General features: G+C 52.6%; 18 protein-coding genes and 1 pseudogene. 5 read left to right on the top strand and 14 right to left on the bottom strand.

Features of this window, described 5'->3' with window-relative positions; translation table 11 throughout:
- The 9 genes from tuf to fkpA form a co-directional block, all read right to left on the bottom strand.
- Window positions 1-1097: elongation factor Tu (gene tuf, locus OGY72_RS20580; RefSeq protein WP_118262821.1), on the bottom strand; the 1097-nt coding region annotated here is incomplete at its 3' end.
- A gap of 69 nt (window positions 1098-1166) precedes the next feature.
- A complete protein-coding gene (fusA, locus tag OGY72_RS20585) occupies window positions 1167-3281 on the bottom strand; it encodes an elongation factor G (protein ID WP_003023659.1) in 2115 nt (704 codons plus the stop codon).
- Window positions 3282-3377: 96 nt separating this feature from the next.
- Complete coding sequence (rpsG, locus tag OGY72_RS20590) at window positions 3378-3848, bottom strand: 30S ribosomal protein S7 (protein ID WP_003023657.1); 471 nt, start codon at window positions 3846-3848, stop codon at window positions 3378-3380.
- A 95-nt stretch (window positions 3849-3943) separates the two neighbouring features.
- Window positions 3944-4318 (bottom strand): 30S ribosomal protein S12, encoded by a 375-nt coding sequence (gene rpsL, locus OGY72_RS20595; RefSeq protein WP_003023654.1) that lies wholly within the window; start codon window positions 4316-4318, stop codon window positions 3944-3946.
- Between the two features lie 125 nt (window positions 4319-4443).
- Window positions 4444-4731, bottom strand: a complete 288-nt coding sequence (tusB, locus tag OGY72_RS20600) for a sulfurtransferase complex subunit TusB (RefSeq protein WP_181510075.1) — start codon at window positions 4729-4731, stop codon at window positions 4444-4446.
- Window positions 4732-4738: 7 nt separating this feature from the next.
- The gene (tusC, locus tag OGY72_RS20605; protein ID WP_003827771.1) at window positions 4739-5098 is read right to left on the bottom strand and encodes a sulfurtransferase complex subunit TusC; all 360 of its coding nucleotides are present in this window, start codon (window positions 5096-5098) and stop codon (window positions 4739-4741) included.
- Window positions 5098-5484: a sulfurtransferase complex subunit TusD gene (gene tusD / locus OGY72_RS20610; RefSeq protein ID WP_003827770.1), complete on the bottom strand. Its 387-nt coding sequence runs from the start codon at window positions 5482-5484 to the stop codon at window positions 5098-5100. The genes tusC and tusD overlap by 1 nt, the downstream gene beginning before the upstream one ends.
- Window positions 5484-6206: a helix-turn-helix transcriptional regulator gene (locus OGY72_RS20615; protein ID WP_003023643.1), complete on the bottom strand. Its 723-nt coding sequence runs from the start codon at window positions 6204-6206 to the stop codon at window positions 5484-5486. The genes tusD and OGY72_RS20615 overlap by 1 nt, the downstream gene beginning before the upstream one ends.
- A 167-nt stretch (window positions 6207-6373) precedes the next feature.
- On the bottom strand, window positions 6374-7192 hold the full coding sequence (gene fkpA, locus OGY72_RS20620; protein ID WP_003827768.1) for an FKBP-type peptidyl-prolyl cis-trans isomerase: 819 nt from the start codon (window positions 7190-7192) through the stop codon (window positions 6374-6376).
- A gap of 232 nt (window positions 7193-7424) precedes the next feature.
- Between fkpA and OGY72_RS20625 the strand changes: the two genes are divergently transcribed.
- The gene (locus OGY72_RS20625; protein ID WP_003023639.1) at window positions 7425-7643 is read left to right on the top strand and encodes a protein SlyX; all 219 of its coding nucleotides are present in this window, start codon (window positions 7425-7427) and stop codon (window positions 7641-7643) included.
- Between the two features lie 113 nt (window positions 7644-7756).
- On the opposite strand, the gene slyD is transcribed toward OGY72_RS20625, so the two are convergent.
- From slyD to kefG, 4 genes are all read right to left on the bottom strand, one after another.
- Complete coding sequence (gene slyD, locus OGY72_RS20630; RefSeq protein ID WP_008786294.1) at window positions 7757-8368, bottom strand: peptidylprolyl isomerase; 612 nt, start codon at window positions 8366-8368, stop codon at window positions 7757-7759.
- Window positions 8369-8462: 94 nt separating this feature from the next.
- Window positions 8463-8663 carry a YheV family putative zinc ribbon protein gene (locus OGY72_RS20635; RefSeq protein WP_003023632.1) on the bottom strand — a complete coding sequence of 67 codons (201 nt, stop codon included), beginning with the start codon at window positions 8661-8663 and terminating at the stop codon, window positions 8463-8465.
- A gap of 9 nt (window positions 8664-8672) precedes the next feature.
- Window positions 8673-10478: a glutathione-regulated potassium-efflux system protein KefB gene (gene kefB / locus OGY72_RS20640; RefSeq protein WP_003827759.1), complete on the bottom strand. Its 1806-nt coding sequence runs from the start codon at window positions 10476-10478 to the stop codon at window positions 8673-8675.
- Complete coding sequence (gene kefG, locus OGY72_RS20645; RefSeq protein ID WP_003023629.1) at window positions 10478-11029, bottom strand: glutathione-regulated potassium-efflux system ancillary protein KefG; 552 nt, start codon at window positions 11027-11029, stop codon at window positions 10478-10480. Before kefG ends, kefB begins: the two co-directional genes overlap by 1 nt.
- A gap of 132 nt (window positions 11030-11161) precedes the next feature.
- Here kefG and OGY72_RS20650 point away from each other — a divergent pair, with 132 nt between their 5' ends.
- The 4 genes and pseudogenes from OGY72_RS20650 (at window position 11162) to OGY72_RS20665 (ending at window position 15445) form a co-directional block, all read left to right on the top strand.
- Complete coding sequence (locus OGY72_RS20650) at window positions 11162-13063, top strand: ABC transporter ATP-binding protein (protein ID WP_149280721.1); 1902 nt, start codon at window positions 11162-11164, stop codon at window positions 13061-13063.
- Between the two features lie 175 nt (window positions 13064-13238).
- Window positions 13239-14307: pseudogene (locus tag OGY72_RS20655) on the top strand (hydrolase).
- Window positions 14304-14522, top strand: coding sequence for a YheU family protein (locus OGY72_RS20660; protein ID WP_003023615.1), 219 nt, complete (start codon window positions 14304-14306; stop codon window positions 14520-14522). The pseudogene OGY72_RS20655 and the gene OGY72_RS20660 overlap by 4 nt, the downstream one beginning before the upstream one ends.
- 53 nt (window positions 14523-14575) lie before the next feature.
- Entirely contained in the window at window positions 14576-15445 is an 870-nt protein-coding gene (locus tag OGY72_RS20665) for a phosphoribulokinase (protein WP_003827751.1), read from the top strand.
- A 93-nt stretch (window positions 15446-15538) separates the two neighbouring features.
- Here OGY72_RS20665 and OGY72_RS20670 read toward each other — a convergent pair whose 3' ends face one another.
- Complete coding sequence (locus tag OGY72_RS20670) at window positions 15539-15946, bottom strand: OsmC family protein (protein ID WP_286549164.1); 408 nt, start codon at window positions 15944-15946, stop codon at window positions 15539-15541.
- Window positions 15947-16035 lie beyond the last annotated feature (89 nt).

Here is a 16035-nt window from a genome sequence, read left to right on the forward strand (position 1 = left end):
GGGTGGATCAGGGTAACAACCATTTTGATGTTGTCGCCCGGCATTACCATCTCTACGCCTTCCGGCAGTTCGATGGTACCAGTCACGTCAGTAGTACGGAAGTAGAACTGCGGACGGTAGCCTTTGAAGAACGGAGTATGACGGCCGCCTTCGTCTTTGGACAGAATGTACACTTCAGATTCGAACTTGGTGTGCGGCTTGATAGAGCCCGGCTTAGCCAGTACCTGACCACGTTCGATTTCTTCACGCTTGATACCACGCAGCAGAACACCAACGTTCTCACCAGCACGGCCTTCGTCCAGCAGTTTGCGGAACATTTCAACGCCAGTACAGGTAGACTTAGCAGTCTCTTTGATACCAACGATTTCAACTTCTTCACCAACTTTGATGATACCGCGCTCTACACGACCGGTAACAACGGTACCACGACCGGAGATGGAGAATACGTCTTCGATAGGCAGCAGGAACGGCTTGTCAATCGCACGCTCTGGTTCTGGGATGTAAGAATCCAGGAAGCCAGCCAGTTCGATGATTTTCGCTTCCCACTCTGCTTCGCCTTCCAGCGCTTTCAGAGCAGAACCACGAACGATCGGAGTGTCGTCGCCCGGGAAATCGTACTGAGACAGAAGTTCACGAACTTCCATTTCTACCAGTTCCAGCAGCTCTTCGTCATCAACCATGTCGCATTTGTTCAGGAACACGATGATGTACGGAACGCCTACCTGACGACCCAGCAGGATGTGCTCACGAGTCTGCGGCATCGGGCCGTCAGTCGCAGCAACAACCAGGATCGCGCCGTCCATCTGCGCAGCACCGGTGATCATGTTTTTAACATAGTCGGCGTGGCCCGGGCAGTCTACGTGTGCGTAGTGGCGAGTCGGGGTGTCATATTCAACGTGAGAAGTGTTGATGGTGATACCACGAGCTTTTTCTTCCGGCGCGTTATCGATCTGGTCGAATGCACGAGCAGCACCGCCGTAGGTTTTAGCCAGTACGGTAGTGATTGCAGCGGTCAGGGTAGTTTTACCGTGGTCAACGTGGCCGATGGTGCCGACGTTAACGTGCGGTTTTGTACGTTCAAATTTTTCTTTAGACACGGCTATATTCCTTACTATAGTGCTCTCCCCTATGGAGAGAGCACGGGACTTAGGTTTTAATCCTGTGGATTATTTACCACGGGCTTCAATAACGGCCTGAGCAACGTTGTTCGGCGCATCGTCGTACTTCAGGAACTCCATGGAGTAAGAAGCACGGCCTTTGGTCAGAGAACGCAGCTGGGTTGCATATCCGAACATTTCAGACAGCGGAACTTCAGCATGGATAACAACGCCAGTGACGTTGGATTCCTGACCACGAAGCATACCACGACGGCGGCTCAAGTCACCGATTACGTCACCGGTGTTCTCTTCCGGAGTCTCTACTTCAACCTTCATGATAGGCTCAAGCAGAACTGGTTTCGCTTTCTTAAAGCCATCTTTGAAGGCGATAGAAGCGGCCAGTTTAAACGCCAGCTCAGAGGAGTCAACGTCATGGTAAGAACCGAAGTGCAGACGCACGCCCAGATCAACAACCGGGTAACCAGCCAGCGGGCCAGATTTCAGCTGTTCCTGGATGCCTTTATCAACGGCCGGGATGTATTCGCCAGGAATTACACCACCTTTGATGTCGTTGATGAACTCGTAGCCTTTCGGGTTTGAACCCGGCTCCAGCGGGTACATGTCGATAACAACATGACCGTACTGACCGCGACCACCAGACTGCTTAGCGTGTTTACCTTCGATATCGGTAACTTTCGCGCGAATCGCTTCACGGTAAGCAACCTGAGGTTTACCGACGTTCGCTTCAACGTTGAATTCACGCTTCATACGGTCAACGATGATGTCGAGGTGCAGCTCACCCATACCAGCGATAATGGTCTGGTTAGATTCTTCGTCAGTCCATACGCGGAATGACGGGTCTTCTTTCGCCAGACGGCCCAGAGCCAGACCCATTTTTTCCTGGTCAGCTTTGGTTTTCGGTTCTACCGCGATGGAAATTACCGGCTCAGGGAATTCCATACGTTCCAGAATGATCGGGTGATCCGGGTCACACAGAGTGTCACCAGTGGTCACGTCTTTCAGACCGATTGCAGCAGCGATATCGCCCGCGCGAACTTCTTTGATCTCTTCACGTTTGTTAGCGTGCATCTGTACGATACGGCCGAAACGTTCACGTGCAGTTTTCACGGAGTTCAGGATGGTGTCACCGGAGTTAACCACACCAGAGTACACACGGAAGAAGGTCAGGTTACCCACGAACGGGTCGGTAGCGATTTTGAATGCCAGAGCAGCAAACGGCTCGTCATCGCTAGCATGACGCTCAGCAGGAGTATCTTTACCGTCGTCCAGAATACCGTTGATCGCAGGTACGTCTACTGGGGATGGCAGGTAATCAATTACCGCATCCAGCATCGCCTGAACACCTTTGTTCTTGAACGCAGAACCACAGGTTACCAGGATGATTTCGTTGTTCAGAACGCGCTGACGCAGAGCTTTTTTGATCTCTTCTTCAGTCAGTTCTTCACCACCCAGGTATTTCTCCATCAGCTCTTCTGAAGCTTCTGCAGCGGACTCGATCAGGTTCTGGTGCCATTCTTCAGCCAGTTCCTGCATGTCAGCCGGGATATCTTCATAAGTGAAGGTTACGCCTGCATCTTCTTCGTTCCAGTTGATGGCTTTCATTTTCACCAGGTCAACAACACCGGTGAACGCTTCTTCAGCGCCAATTGCCAGCTGCAGCGGAACAGGGTTCGCGCCCAGACGGGTTTTGATCTGACCAACAACTTTCAGGAAGTTCGCACCCATACGGTCCATTTTGTTAACGAACGCAATGCGCGGAACTTTATATTTGTTTGCCTGACGCCATACGGTTTCAGACTGAGGCTGAACACCACCAACTGCGCAGTAAACCATTACTGCACCATCAAGCACACGCATGGAACGTTCTACTTCGATAGTGAAGTCAACGTGCCCCGGGGTGTCGATGATGTTTACGCGATGCGGTTCATACTGCTTAGCCATACCAGACCAGAATGCAGTAGTCGCTGCGGAGGTGATAGTAATACCACGTTCCTGCTCCTGCTCCATCCAGTCCATGGTGGCTGCGCCGTCATGAACTTCACCGATTTTATGGTTTACACCGGTGTAGAACAGAATACGTTCGGTAGTAGTGGTTTTACCGGCGTCGATGTGCGCACTGATACCGATGTTACGGTAGCGCGCGATGGGTGTTGTACGAGCCATTTGATTCCTCGTTTATCTTTTAGGCGTTCAATTTAAGTAGCCCAAAGCGGGCTGCTTACTAGAAGCGCCCGCCTGGTGACTAAAACTCCGAAGGGATTACCAACGGTAGTGTGCGAACGCCTTGTTGGCTTCTGCCATACGGTGAACGTCTTCACGTTTCTTAACTGCAGTACCTTTGTTTTCTGCAGCATCAGAAAGTTCGTTCGCCAGGCGCAGAGCCATGGATTTATCACCGCGTTTACGAGCAGCTTCAACGATCCAACGCATTGCCAGAGCATTACGACGGACCGGACGGACTTCAACTGGTACCTGATAAGTAGAACCACCAACGCGGCGAGACTTAACTTCGACAGTCGGGCGCACGTTTTCGAGAGCTACTTCGAAAGCTTCCAGTTCGTTTTTACCAGAACGCTGAGCCAGGGTCTCCAGCGCGCTGTATACGATAGTTTCGGCAGTAGATTTTTTACCATCTACCATCAGGATATTTACAAATTTAGCCAGCAGTTCTGATCCGAACTTCGGATCCGGCAGAATTTTACGCTGACCAATGACGCGACGACGTGGCATGGAAATACTCCGTTGTTAATTCAGGATTGTCCAAAACTCTAAGAGTTTAGTTTGACATTAATATAAAACGTTTGGCCTTACTTAACGGAGAACCATTAAGCCTTAGGACGTTTCACGCCATACTTGGAGCGTGATTGCTTACGGTCTTTAACGCCGGAGCAGTCAAGCGCACCACGAACGGTGTGGTAACGAACACCCGGGAGGTCTTTTACACGACCGCCACGGATCAGGATCACGGAGTGCTCCTGCAGGTTGTGACCTTCACCACCGATGTAGGAAGTCACTTCAAAACCGTTAGTCAGACGAACACGGCAAACTTTACGCAGTGCGGAGTTCGGTTTTTTAGGAGTGGTAGTATATACACGAGTACATACGCCACGTTTCTGCGGGCATGCTTCCAGCGCAGGCACGTTGCTTTTTGCAACTTTGCGTGCACGTGGTTTGCGTACCAGCTGGTTAACTGTTGCCATTAAATAGCTCCTGGTTTTAGCTTTTGCTTCGTAAACACGTAATAAAACGACCTCATACAATATGAGGACGCAGAATTTTAGGTCGGTGTCGAAAAGGTGTCAAGAAATATACAACGATCCCACAATTACCAGGCCATCTGGCTGGGATGCTTCACCGTAAGTCTGACGAAGTCAGTATAGCTAACCCTGACGACACTGTCTGAAATTTGACCACTCAACCCGCGAGCCTTAATGTCTTCTTCCAGCACATAGACCTTAATGGAGGCATTTTGCAGACTTTCAAGGAAACGACTTCCTTCTATTGCCGCGGTCACGCCATCCTGGAGCAATAAAAGTTCATCGTCTTTATCTATCAGGCGAAGAAGAGAGGAGAAATCGGTAAGCCACGCGGAGCGATGTAGTGTGTGCAGCATGAGAGTCTCAAAACCTTAAAATGACGTCAAAGTTGCCTAACTCGCGGCGTAAATCTTCCGGTTCAAGCGCTGTCGCATCGACCACAAAATTAACCCCCTGCTGAAGGCCCCGCTCGCGTAATGAAGCGGCGCACAGCCAACATTGATCGATATCGTACAACCCTAACAGCTTGAAGGTTGCGATATAGTCTCGCGCCAGCACGGCATCCGGTTGTTGTCCCTGGAGGATTTGAAAGACGCCATCGCCGATAAAAAACACGCCGAGGTCTTCCGTTAATGCAGATGTCGCCAGCAATGCATCTAATCCTTCACGGCCTGATGCGCTGCCGTGCGGTACGGTAGAAAAAACAAAAGCAACACGTTTCATCAGAACTGCACCACGCGATCGCAGGTAAGGGATGCCTCAGCCAGCGATCCAAGCCCGCTGAGGTTAAAACCTGGTTGTAAATTAGCCCCTGCCAGCCCCAGCCGCTTTGCCTCAGTTTCATCAACAACGCCGCGACGCAACGCCGCCGCCACGCAGATATTCAGCGTTACACCATGCTGTTGGTTCAGCTGTTGCCAGGCCCGCACCAGATCATATTCATCACTGGCGGGTGAAGTCAGGAAATTGGCGTTATATACACCTTCACGATAGAAAAAGACGCTGCATAACTCATGCCCTTCTTCGAGAAGCGCATGAGCAAATTGCAACGCGCTACTCGCCTGCTGCGTGCCATAAGCAGGCCCTGTCACCATGATGGCAAAACGCATTACTTGTCTTGCCCCTGGAAATCGCCGCTTTTGAACTGACGAATATAGAGGTAGACCGTATGTTTGGAGATGTTCAGCCGATCGGCGACCTGGTTGATGGCATCTTTAATATCGAAGATGCCTTTCTCATATAAATTCAGGACGATCTGGCGGTTCTTCGCGTTGTTGGAAACATTGCGATCGGCATTCACTTCTTCGATCGTGAATTCCAGCGTCTGGGTAACCAGATCTTCCACCGAAGAAGCGAAGTTGACGGCAGAGCCCACTTCCGGGGTTTCCGGTGGGATAAAGGTATTCATTATCTGCGAGAAAGGAACATCAAGGTTCATGTTGATGCACAGCAGACCAATCACGCGATGCTCACGGTTGCGAATGGCAATCGTCACCGACTTCATCAAGACACCGCTTTTCGCACGTGTGAAGTAACACTTCGACACGCTGCTATCCGCACCCGTCATATCATGCAGCATACGCAACGCAAGGTCGGTAATCGGTGAGCCAATTTTACGGCCCGTGTGTTCACCGTTAGCAATGCGGATGGCCGAGCATTTCAAATCCTGCAAAGAGTGCAATACGATTTCACAATGGGAACCAATGAGCATCGCCAACCCGTCCACTACCGCTTCGTAGGATTTGAGGATATCGAAGTCGGTTTGATCGAAAGGACGTTGATCCAGTAAATCTAGCTCACTGGTTTCGTTGGTTAAAAGCGACCTGGACATGAAAAAAAGCACTCCTTTTCAGGAGCCTGTCGTTATGTTGTCAGGGCAGGCTCATCACTATTATAGGGGCATCTAAAGTAATACAGCGCACAAGGCGCTTTCCAGTATTAATTATATCCTGTCGATAATAAAAAACCGCCGCCCTGTGGGCGGCGGTTTCTGTTAGCTTATTTTTTGCTGCTGTCTGCAGCTTTATCTGCCGGTGCAGCATCTGGCTGCGCGTCAGCTTTCGGTGCCGGTTTGATGTCTAACAGTTCAACATCAAAGACCAGCGTAGAGTTGGCCGGAATACCCGGGACGCCGGTTTTGCCGTAAGCCAGATCCGGTGGGATAACCAGCTGGATTTTGCCGCCTTTCTTGATGTTTTTCAGGCCTTCAGTCCAGCCAGGGATGACACCGTCAAGACGGAAAGACAGCGGCTCACCACGGGTGTAGGAGTTATCAAACTCTTTACCATCGATCAGCGTACCTTTGTAGTTGACTACCACCGTATCGCTGTCTTTCGGTGCAGCGCCAGTACCTTCTTTCTCTACTTTGTAGACCAGGCCAGTAGAAGAGGTTTTAACGCCTTTCTCTTTAGCAAATTTCTCGCGGTAAACTTTACCTTTGGCTTCGTTGTCAGCCGCGTCTTTTTCCATTTTCGCCTGAGCGGAGCTCTTCACGCGCGCTTCAAACGCCTGCAGAGTTTGTTCGATTTCCTGGTCAGACAGTTTGCTCTTGTCTGCAAACGCATCCTGAACACCAGCGATCAGCTGATCTTTATCCAGTTTGATGCCCAGTTTTTCCTGCTCTTTCAGAGAGTTTTCCATATAACGACCCAGGGACGCGCCCAGCGCGTAAGCGGCTTTTTGGTCGTCATTCTTGAATGCTGCTTTGCTGTCAGCAGTAGCGGCTGGTTTCGCAGCATCAGCAGCGAAGGTGATCGGGGCATGCAGAGCAACAGCCATTGTGGTCGCCAGCAGCGTTACTTTAAACAGTGATTTCATCCATATCTCCAGGGCCGGGGCATCTCACCCCAGGGTTAGCTAACATAAAAATGTACTATAAAGCGTTGCAGAACAAATCAACATACAGGCACGCCCTATTATCACCACTTTTCAGACTCTTTTTGTTTAAATTAGTTTCGTTACCGAAGATTGAGTGCTGTGCAAACAGGCAAAGTTAAGTAGAATTCGCCGCAGTCCGCGATCTGCCGGAGAAAAAAGAAAGAGGTGAATCATGCAGGATACAACAATGGAAACTCGCCTGGCTGAACTGGAAAGTCGCCTGGCATTTCAGGAGATCACCATTGAAGAGCTCAACGTGACGGTGACCGCGCATGAACTGGAAATGGCCAAACTGCGCGACCATCTGCGTCTGCTGACAGAAAAGCTCAAAGCAACGCAGCCGTCCCACATTGCGTCGCAGTCTGAAGAGACCCCGCCGCCACATTATTGAGACGTAAAAAAAGCGGGGATATCCCCGCTTTTTTGTGCCGGATGACGACGGAAACGTCTTATCCGGCCTACGGTAGGCCTGATAAGCGTAGCGCCATCAGGCAATCATACCGATCAGTGGCAACCGCAGCCGCCGCCGTTACCTTTACCGCCACCGCCGCAGCAGCCTTCGCCGCCGTGCTCGTGACCATGGTCGTGACCGTGGCCGTGACCACCGCAGCAACCGTCATGACCGTGGTCATGATCGTGGTCGTGACCGTGCGCACCGTGAACGTGGCCGTGAGCCAGTTCTTCTTCGGTCGCTTCGCGGATAGCAACAACTTCTACGTTGAATTTCAGATTCTGGCCAGCCAGCATGTGGTTACCATCAACCACAACGTGGTCGTCTTCCACTTCGGTAATTTCTACCGGTACTGGACCCTGGTCAGTTTCAGCCAGGAAACGCATGCCAACCTGCAGTTCGTCAACGCCCATGAAGACGTCTTTAGGAACGCGCTGCACCAGGTTTTCGTCGTACTGACCGTATGCGTCGTTTGCGCCAACAGCAACATCGAATTTGTCGCCAACTTCATGACCGTCCAGCGCTGTTTCCAGGCCAGAAATCAGGGAACCGTGACCATGCAGGTAGTCCAGCGGTGCACTCACCGGAGACTCATCAACCAACACACCGTCTTCTGTACGTACCTGATAGGCCAGGCTGACCACCAGGTCCTTTGCTACTTTCATGATATCTCCTGAGCATGGAAAGAATAGTGGCGCAGATTGTAGCGGAATTCTGCACCCGTGTACCCTCTAGCTTAAAAAAAGCTGCGCCATATCGCTAGTCCGGATGAAAAATCCCGATCACTTGCTCTTCTTTGCGAACGTGCTCGCGCGCCTCTTTATCCGCTTCCCGCATCTGATGACCGCACTTAACACACTCAACAATATCGATATTATTTTCGCGCCACATCGCCAGCGTATCCTGCGACTGGCAGGACGGACATTTTGCACCTGCGATAAAACGTTTACGAATTGCCATGGTTATCCTCTACTCAAATTCATCCCAGCCATCCAACTGACGTCGCTCTTGCTGCATCTCTCGTTGGAAAATTTCCTCCAGCTCGCGTCGGGCTTCCCTGGCTCGAGAGATTTGTACCGTATCTGTATGCATGGGGATCAGTTCCCGCAGCATGCGCATATCCAGCCGCCGAAAATGCAGCTGAGCGCGCTGAGCCTGGTGCGGATGCATTCCCAGTGTAACCAGCGTTTTACGCCCCAACTCCAGCGCACTGGAGAACGTTTCGCGGGAAAACTGCGTCACACCAGCCTGTAATAACTCATGTGCCTCTACACGTCCGCGCGCTCGCGCAAGAATATGCAAATGCGGAAAATACTGTTGGCACAGTTCCACCAGTTTCATGGTGTCTTCAGGCTCATTACACGTAATAACAATAGATTGCGCCGCCTCTGCCCCTGCGGAGCGCAACAGTTCCACCTGCGTGGCATCACCGTAATAAACCTTATAGCCATATTTACGCATCAGATTCACCGCGCTGATATCCCGCTCCAGAACGGTAATGCGCATTTTATTGGCCATCAAAAGGCGACCAATAACCTGACCAAAACGCCCAAACCCCACCACAATCACCTGCGGTTTATCATCTTCCACCCAGGGTTTTTCATCTTCCTCATCCGTGCCGTTAAACTGGCGGGAGAGCCATTTATCAATCAGCTTCATCACCAGCGGTGTGGTCATCATCGACAGCGTGACGGTCACCAGCAGCAACGCCATTTGGTCGCCCTGAAACAGCCGTTGCGAGGATGCCGTTGAAAACAGCACGAAAGCGAATTCACCACCCTGACTTAAAACCCCGGCAAATTGCATCCGTTCAGAGCTTCTCATGCCGTTAAGACGCGCCAGCACATACAGCACCAGCATTTTTACGACCACCAGCACTATCACGCTCGCTGCCACCCACAGAATATGGGTGTAGAGCACGCCGAGGTTGAGCGACATGCCAACGGAGATAAAAAACAGCCCGAGCAACAGGCCTTTAAACGGATCGATTGCCGTTTCCAGCTCATGTCGGTATTCGCTTTCCGCCAGCAGCACGCCCGCGATAAACGTTCCCAGCGCCATTGACAGCCCCAGCGCATCCATAAATAGAGCAGAACCCAGCACCAACAGCAGCGTGGCAGCGGTGAACACTTCCCGCACGCCAGAATCCGCAATAAAGCGGAAAACCGGACGCAGCAAATAGCGACCGCCAATCAGCATGCCGGCAAAGGCCAGCACCTTCATTCCCACTTTGATCCAGTCAAAATGTTCGTCAGCAGAACCCGCCAGCAGCGGAACCAGTGCCAGCGCGGGGATCACCGCCAGATCCTGAAACAGCAGTACCGAAAAACCCAGTTGTCCGGATTCACTGCGGTTCATGCCTTTTTCGCGCATCAACTGTAGCGCCATAGCGGTCGATGACATCGCCAGACCAATGCCGCCAACCACTGCCGCCTGCCAAGAGAACGCAGTGAGCATCAATAATCCGGCCAGTACCACCGCGCTCAGCATCACCTGCGCGGCACCGACGCCAAAAATTGAACGCCGCAGTTGCCACAGTTTGGCGGGATTAAGTTCCAGCCCAATGATGAACATCAGAAAGACTACGCCCAGCTCGGAGAAGTGCAGAATTTCATCCACATCGCTGATGAATCCTAACCCCCACGGGCCGATAGCAATACCCGCCAGCAAGTAACCCAGCACAGGACCGATACCCAGCTTTGAGGCCAGGGGAACTGCAGCCACCGCCGCGAAGAGGAACAACACTCCCGCTGTCAATAAATCAGAACCTTCCATTAGCGGCCTCCCACAGGGATCGGATTCGCCAGCCAGTCACCATACGCTTTCGCATGGCTGTCCAGCTCCTGCTTCGTTTGCCGTCTGGCCCAGTAAACGATAATTGGGCTCATCCAGTGCATGCGGCACATACCGGCCGTTAGCTCGAAAGGACGCAGCACATCGCTCATTGGATAACGGTTTAGTGCGTCATAGCGGTAGGCACTTTCCGGTTCTCCGGTAGTGATAACGCTACGCCAGTACTTTCCCGCCAGTTGATTCCCTCCGGGACCGCTGGCAAATCCGCGGCTCAGTACGCGGTCAAGCCATTCCTTTAACAGCGCCGGACAGCTATAGGTATAGAGTGGGTGCTGAAAAACAATCACATCATGCTCACGCAGCAGCGCCTGTTCATGCGGAATATCGATAAAAAAATCAGGATAGTGCGCGTAAAGGTCGTGCACGGTAACATTGCTGAGCTGCATGGCCGGTTTAAGCAGAACACGGTTCGCGACCGAGTCCTGAGATTCCGGATGGGCATACAGCAGCAAGACTTTCGCTGGCTGGAACATCATCCCCCTCCCGGTTTTGTCTTTTGTCTATTTTCGACGTTTTGGGCTACCATTGCGCCTCGGTGCGGCAAACGGCCCGCACATTACATTATCATAATGATAAATTAACATAGTCTGAACATACGGCGCCTTATGATTGTTTTCTCATCGTTACAAATTCGTCGCGGCGTGCGCGTCTTGCTGGACAATGCCACGGCCACCATTAATCCAGGGCAGAAGGTTGGCCTGGTGGGTAAAAATGGCTGCGGTAAATCTACCCTGCTGGCATTGCTGAAGAATGAACTCAGCGCCGACGCTGGAGGATTTACCTATCCGGGAAACTGGCAGCTTGCGTGGGTGAATCAGGAAACGCCAGCATTGCCGCAGCCCGCGCTGGAGTATGTGATTGACGGCGACCGCGAGTATCGTCAACTGGAAGCGCAGTTGAACGACGCTAACGAACGTAACGATGGACATGCCATTGCCACTGTCCATGGCAAGCTGGATGCCATCGACGCCTGGACTGTGCGCTCACGCGCCGCCAGCCTGCTGCATGGCCTCGGCTTCACCAACGAACAGCTTGAGCGCCCGGTCAGCGACTTCTCCGGTGGCTGGCGTATGCGTCTCAACCTGGCCCAGGCGCTGATTTGCCGTTCAGACCTACTGCTGCTCGATGAACCCACCAACCACCTCGATCTCGACGCGGTGATCTGGCTGGAAAGATGGCTGAAAAGCTATCAGGGTACGCTGATTTTGATCTCCCACGATCGCGACTTCCTCGATCCGGTTGTAGATAAAATTATTCATATCGAACAGCAAACCATGTTCGAGTACACCGGCAACTACAGCGCGTTTGAAATCCAGCGTGCGACGCGCCTCGCACAGCAACAGGCAATGTACGAAAGCCAGCAGGAGCGCGTGGCGCATCTGCAAAGCTATATCGATCGTTTCCGCGCTAAAGCAACGAAAGCGAAGCAGGCACAGAGCCGTATCAAAATGCTGGAACGCATGGAGCTGATTGCCCCAGCGCACGTGGACAACCCGTTCCACTTCAGCTTCCGTGAGCCGGAAAGCCTGCCAAACCCGCTGCTGAAGATGGAAAAGGTCAGCGCTGGCTACGGCGATCGCGTCATTCTCGATTCGATCAAACTGAATCTGGTGCCGGGTTCCCGCATCGGCCTGCTCGGTCGCAACGGCGCGGGTAAATCGACGCTGATTAAGCTGCTGGCCGGCGAACTGGCCCCTATCAGCGGCGAGATTGGCCTGGCGAAAGGCATCAAGCTGGGGTACTTCGCGCAGCACCAGCTGGAGTTTTTACGCGCCGATGAATCACCCATTCAGCATCTGGCACGCATGGCACCGCAGGAGTTGGAACAGAAACTGCGTGACTACCTGGGTGGATTCGGCTTCCAGGGCGATAAAGTCAGCGAAGAGACACGCCGCTTCTCCGGTGGCGAAAAAGCGCGTCTGGTGCTGGCGTTGATCGTCTGGCAGCGCCCTAACCTACTGCTGCTCGATGAACCGACCAACCACCTGGACCTGGATATGCGCCAGGCGCTGACCGAAGCGCTGATCGATTTTGAAGGCGCGCTGGTTGTCGTCTCGCACGACCGTCACCTGATCCGCTCCACCACCGACGACCTCTATCTGGTACACGACAAGAAAGTCGAGCCGTTTGATGGCGATCTGGAGGATTATCAGCAGTGGCTGAGCGATGTCCAGAAACAGGAAAACCAGGGCGACGAACCGGCGAAAGAGAGCGTTAACAGCGCCCAGGCGCGTAAAGACCAGAAGCGCCGCGAAGCGGAACTGCGCTCCCTGACGCAGCCGCTGCGTAAAGAGATTACCCGTCTGGAAAAAGAGATGGAGAAACTGCACGCACAGCTGGCGCAGGCGGAAGAAAAACTCGGCGACAGCGAACTGTACGACCAAAGTCGCAAAGCCGAACTTACCGCCTGTTTGCAGCAGCAGGCCAGTGCGAAATCCGGGCTGGAAGAGTGTGAAATGGCCTGGCTGGAGGCTCAGGAGCAGCTTGAGCAAATGCTCGCCGAGTAGTCATGATTGCCGGAGAAGGCGAAGCTGCCATCCGGCGCCAGAGCCGAAAATGCCTGATGAGGACGCTCGCGCGTCTTATCAGGCCTACGTTTCGTTGACGTAGTTGTGACCCAATCTCGCGTAACCTGCTGACTGACTAGCGACAAAATCACATATTGGCTAACCCGCACGCGCTGTGCGCGGTATAGTTACTCTTTCCGATTATTAATTGCTCCGGTGTTATGGTTGAAATCACGTCCACAGAAATGACCCCACCTACCGACGATTCGCGAGAATTCCGCCCGATGCGCGGTATCAGTAACCGCCATCTGCAGACGATGCTGCCGCGTTTAATTCGCCGCAAGGTGAAGTTCGACGCCCACTGGCAGCGTCTGGAATTGCCCGACGGTGATTTCGTCGATCTGGCGTGGAGCGAAGATCCGCAACAGGCGAAACACAAACCGCGCCTGGTGGTTTTTCACGGTCTGGAAGGCAGTCTAAACAGCCCCTACGCACATGGCCTGATTGAAGCAGCACAAAAGCGCGGCTGGCTGGGCGTGGTAATGCATTTTCGCGGCTGCAGCGGCGAACCCAATCGTCTGAACCGCATTTATCACTCGGGCGAAACAGAAGATGGCACCTGGTTTTTACACTGGCTGGAGCGTGAGTTCGGTCGCGTACCGACCGCGGCGGTAGGTTATTCACTCGGTGGAAACATGCTGGCTTGCCTGCTGGCAAAAGAAGGCAACGATATTCCGATAGATGCGGCGGTTATCGTTTCTGCACCTTTCGTGCTCGAAGCCTGTAGCTACCATATGGACAAGGGCTTCTCCCGGGTCTACCAGCGCTACCTGCTCAATCTGTTGAAAGCCAATGCCTCACGTAAGCTTGAAGCTTATCCAGGTTCGCTGCCGGTGAGTCTGGCCCAGTTGAAATCTTTACGCCGCATTCGCGATTTTGACGATCTAATCACCGCCAAAATCCACGGTTTCGCCGATGCTATAGACTATTACCGCCAGTGCAGCGCCATGCCGTTGCTCAATCGGATCGCCAAACCAACGCTGATTATCCATGCGAAAGACGATCCGTTTATGGATCATCATGTGATCCCGAAACCGGAAAATCTGCCCTCACAGGTGGAGTACCAGCTTACTGAACACGGCGGCCACGTTGGATTTATAGGTGGCACGGTGCGCCGTCCTGAGATGTGGCTGGAATCAAGAATCCCGGACTGGCTGACAACGTATCTGGAGGCATCATCATGATTATCCCATGGCAAGATATCTCCCCGGACGCGCTGGACAATTTGATTGAAAGCTTTGTCTTGCGCGAAGGCACCGATTATGGTGAACATGAACGCTCGCTCGAACAAAAAGTCGCCGACGTCAAACGCCAACTACAATCAGGTGAAGCCGTGCTGGTGTGGTCTGAACTGCATGAAACGGTCAACATTATGCCGAGGAAGCAGATTCACGAGTAATCCGTAGCCGCCGGCCGACTTTACTATAATTACAACCATTTCATGGAGTTGTTATGTCTGCCAAACATCCGGTGATTGCGGTAACAGGATCCAGCGGCGCGGGGACCACTACCACCAGCCTCGCGTTTCGTAAAATTTTCGCGCAGTTAAATCTGCGCGCCGCCGAGGTGGAAGGTGACAGTTTTCATCGCTATACCCGTCCGGAAATGGATATGGCGATTCGCAAAGCACGCGATGCCGGGCGGCATATCAGCTATTTTGGCCCCGAAGCTAATGACTTCGGCTTGCTGGAACAAACCTTCATCGAATACGGTCAGACGGGCAAAGGCCAGTCGCGAAAATATCTGCACACTTACGATGAGGCCGTACCATGGAACCAGGTTCCGGGGACATTCACGCCCTGGCAGCCGCTGCCTGAACCGACGGATGTACTGTTCTACGAAGGGCTGCACGGTGGTGTCGTCACCCCGCAGCAAAACGTGGCCCGGCATGTCGATCTGCTGGTTGGCGTGGTACCTATTGTAAACCTGGAATGGATCCAGAAGCTGACTCGCGATACCAGCGAGCGTGGCCATTCGCGTGAAGCGGTGATGGACTCGGTGGTGCGCTCAATGGACGATTACATCAATTACATCACGCCGCAGTTTTCCCGGACGCATATTAACTTCCAGCGCGTACCGACCGTCGATACCTCTAATCCCTTTGCCGCTAAGAGTATTCCGTCACTGGATGAAAGCTTTGTCGTGATTCATTTTCGTAACCTGGAAGGGATCGACTTCCCGTGGTTACTGGCCATGCTGCAGGGCTCATTCATTTCCCATATCAATACGTTAGTCGTACCTGGCGGCAAGATGGGTCTGGCGATGGAATTGATTATGCTGCCGCTGGTACAGCGACTGATGGAAGGTAAGAAGATCGAGTGATTTGGTCTTTTGCCGGATGGCGGCTGATGCCTTATCCGGCCTACGCGTTTATATCCTGTAGGCCTGATAAGTGAAACGCCATCAGGCATGGCATCACGCAGCAGCAACCACTTCATAGGAATGGGTAATATTCACTGCCTTTTCCAGCATCAACGCTACGGAGCAGTATTTTTCCGCTGAAAGATCGACGGCGCGGGAGACAGACGCATCTTTCAGATCGATACCCGTTACGATGAAATGCAGGTTGATGTGGGTAAACAGGCGCGGCGCTTCATCACGACGCTCTGAAGTCAGTTTCACTTCGCAGTTGGTCACATCCTGACGACCCTTTTGCAGGATCGATACCACATCAATCGCGCTACAACCGCCAGCAGCCATTAATACCATTTCCATCGGGCTCGGCGCTTTATCACCGGAGTTACCGTCCATCAAAATTTGGTGACCAGAGGCGGACTCACCGAGGAAGGTTAACCCCTCAACCCACTTTACACGCGCTTGCATATTTCGTAACTCCAATGTTTCAATTTTCCTGACAGATTACGCGCACATAACAATTCTCGCAACGGAAGGCGACCTGCGTCATGCTGAAG

The sequence above is a fragment of the Citrobacter sp. Cpo221 genome (genome assembly GCF_030332345.1).
Classification (GTDB): Bacteria; Pseudomonadota; Gammaproteobacteria; order Enterobacterales; family Enterobacteriaceae; genus Citrobacter; species Citrobacter portucalensis.